This window comes from Rhodococcus sp. T2V (assembly GCF_029269925.1).
GTDB classification, from domain to species: domain Bacteria; phylum Actinomycetota; class Actinomycetes; order Mycobacteriales; family Mycobacteriaceae; genus Rhodococcus_F; species Rhodococcus_F koreensis.
In genome coordinates, this window is sequence record NZ_JARJBD010000241.1 from 1 (window position 1) to 2,611 (window position 2,611).

Sequence of the window (2,611 nt, forward strand, 5' to 3'; positions counted from 1 at the left end):
GGACGCGTCGTCGGCGATCACGATGCCGGGAGCATCGGCCGGGATTGCGGCCGTGGCGAGGAGGCCGCGACCGGCGGTCCATGCCCCGATCGCCTTGCAGTGCCGGAACGCCTCGGTGAGCAACACCTGGACCCGCGGGTCCGACGCCGGTGCCGCGATGAGGATGGCGTCGAATTCCACCGACCGCATGGTGAGGAACGTCCGGGACACCGGCACGGCGCCCTTGCCCGATCCCAATTCGCCGCCGTGGGGTCCGATGACGAGCGGCACCATGCCGTCCTTGTCGATCTTCTCGACCGCGTCGGCGACCTCGGACAGGTCCGACTCGTCGTCGGCGACGATGCCGATGATCCGGCCGTCCAGCGGCCACTGGTCACCGACCTGCGACAGGGCCGGGCTGGGCGTCGGCGCGACGTCGTAGGCGACGGTCGGCTCCGGTGCCGGCAGGCCGAGCCCGTCGGCGACCGTCACGCACAGGCCGGGGTCGACGTTCGCGAGCACGCCGAGGGCACGCTTCTTGATCGCCGGCTCGTAGCACTTGCCCAGTTCGAAGGTGTAGGCCTGCGCGACGTGGGCCTGCTCGACCGGGCTGAGGCTGGCGTAGAACAACCGGGCCTGGGAGAAGTGGTCGTCGAAGCTGGCGGGGGCGGCGCGGAGTTTCGTCGACTCCGGCATCGGCACCGGCACCTCGACGAACGCCGTGTCGGCGCCGGCGAGGAACGGGCACCCGGCGTCGAGGGAATTGGGCCGATACGGCGCGACGCCGGGATGGACCCCGGCCTGGTGCATGCCGTCGCGGAGCATGTCGTTGACCTCGGCGTGGGGCCGGTTGATCGGGATCTGCCCGAAGTTGGGTCCACCGAGCCGGCTGATCTGGGTGTCGAGGTAGGAGAACAGCCGCGCCTGTAGTAACGGGTCGTCGGTGACGTCGATCCCGGGGACGAGGTGCCCGGGATGGAAGGCCACCTGCTCGGTCTCGGCGAAGAAGTTCGTCGGATTCGCGTCGAGCGTCATCAGCCCGATCGGTTGCACGGGGGCCAGTTCCTGGGGCACGATCTTGGTCGGGTCGAGCAGGTCGATGCCCTCGAACGTTTGGTCCGGGGTGTCGGGGAAAGCCTGGATGCCCAGTTCCCATTCCGGGTATGCGCCGGATTCGATCGCGTCGGCGAGGTCGCGGCGATGGTAGTCGGGGTCCATGCCGTTGACGATCTGCGCTTCTTCCCACACCAGGGAGTGCACCCCGAGTTTCGGCTTCCAGTGGAACTTCACGAGCGAACTCTCGCCCGCCGCGTTCACCATCCGAAAGGTGTGGACGCCGAAGCCTTCCATCATCCGGTACGAGCGGGGGATGCCGCGGTCGGACATGTTCCATAATGTGTGCGCGGTGGCTTCGGTGTGCAGGGACACGAAGTCCCAGAACGTGTCGTGCGCGCTCTGCGCCTGCGGGATCTCGCGATCGGGGTGCGGTTTGGCGGCATGGACGATGTCGGGGAACTTGATGCCGTCCTGGATGAAGAACACCGGAATGTTGTTCCCGACCAGGTCGAAGGTGCCCTCTTCGGTGTAGAACTTGGTCGCGAATCCCCGGGTGTCGCGGACGGCGTCCGCGGACCCCCGGGAGCCGAGGACGGTGGAGAAGCGGACGAAGACCGGCGTCTGGACGTCCTTGCCGAGGAACGCGGCCTTGCTGATCGGGTCGGCGGAACCGTATCCGCGGAACACCCCGTGGGCGGCGGCGCCGCGTGCGTGCACCACCCGCTCCGGGATTCGCTCGTGATCGAAGTGCGTGATCTTCTCTCGGAGGTGGTGGTCCTGGAGCAGGGTCGGTCCTCGCTCGCCGGCCTTGAGGGAGTGGTCGGTGTCGTACAGCATCGCGCCCTGCGCCGTGGTGAGGCGCTCACCGCGCTGGCCGCGGGCGGTGTCCGGGCCTTCGACGGGTTGCCCGGTCGCGGTGCTCAGCACCGGAGCCCGCTGATCGGGCTTGGACGGCAACGGCTCGGTGGGCTCGGTGGGCTCGGCGACCGTCGGAGTGCCCGCCCCGGGCGCCCCGGGAAGGACAGGGTTCTTCTTCGACACGGCGCGGCTCCTCGCTGAAAAATCCGTGGGATCGGCGCCGCATCGTTGCTGTACGGTCCGCTGTTCTCGGAGTGCCCAGACGTTCGCACAACAAATCAGAACGGGCGCGAAGCCACACCCTGCCGGCGCGATCGAGAGACCCGGTTTCGCATTCGCGTCCCAGGGCACAGCTACACCAGATGTCCACCACAACCGAAGCAGGAATCCGGCGTCTCTGGTGCGTCGGGAAGGAGTGATCATGAGTACCGAACCAGGCAAGCAGTTGCAGGAGGAACCACAGTCCGAACGCGGCCCGAAGGGCTCCCGCGACGCGGGCCCGGACCAGGCCGGAACAAGCCAGGCCGGCCGCGAGCAGGGGTCCCTGGATCAGGAGGAAGTCACCTCCACCGGGGAGCCGGGCAGCAACCCTGCGCCCGCCGGTGGCTCGCTGCCTCCGGGTGATGCGGAGCCGGCGATACCGCCCTACGAGGGCCGGACCACCAGCACGACGGAAGGACGTCCGGAGCACGACGAGCATGTCGATGCCAGCGGAATG

At 68.5% G+C, this 2,611-nt stretch carries 2 protein-coding genes; one reads left to right on the plus strand and one right to left on the minus strand.

The annotated features are described in order from the left end of the window. A partial coding sequence (locus tag P3H15_RS53535; RefSeq protein ID WP_276144748.1) for a catalase occupies nucleotides 1-2,076 on the minus strand: 2,076 nt, incomplete at its 3' end. A gap of 238 nt (nucleotides 2,077-2,314) precedes the next feature. On the opposite strand from P3H15_RS53535, the gene P3H15_RS53540 reads away from it, so the two are divergent. After that, a partial coding sequence (locus P3H15_RS53540) for a hypothetical protein (RefSeq protein WP_276144749.1) occupies nucleotides 2,315-2,611 on the plus strand: 297 nt, incomplete at its 3' end.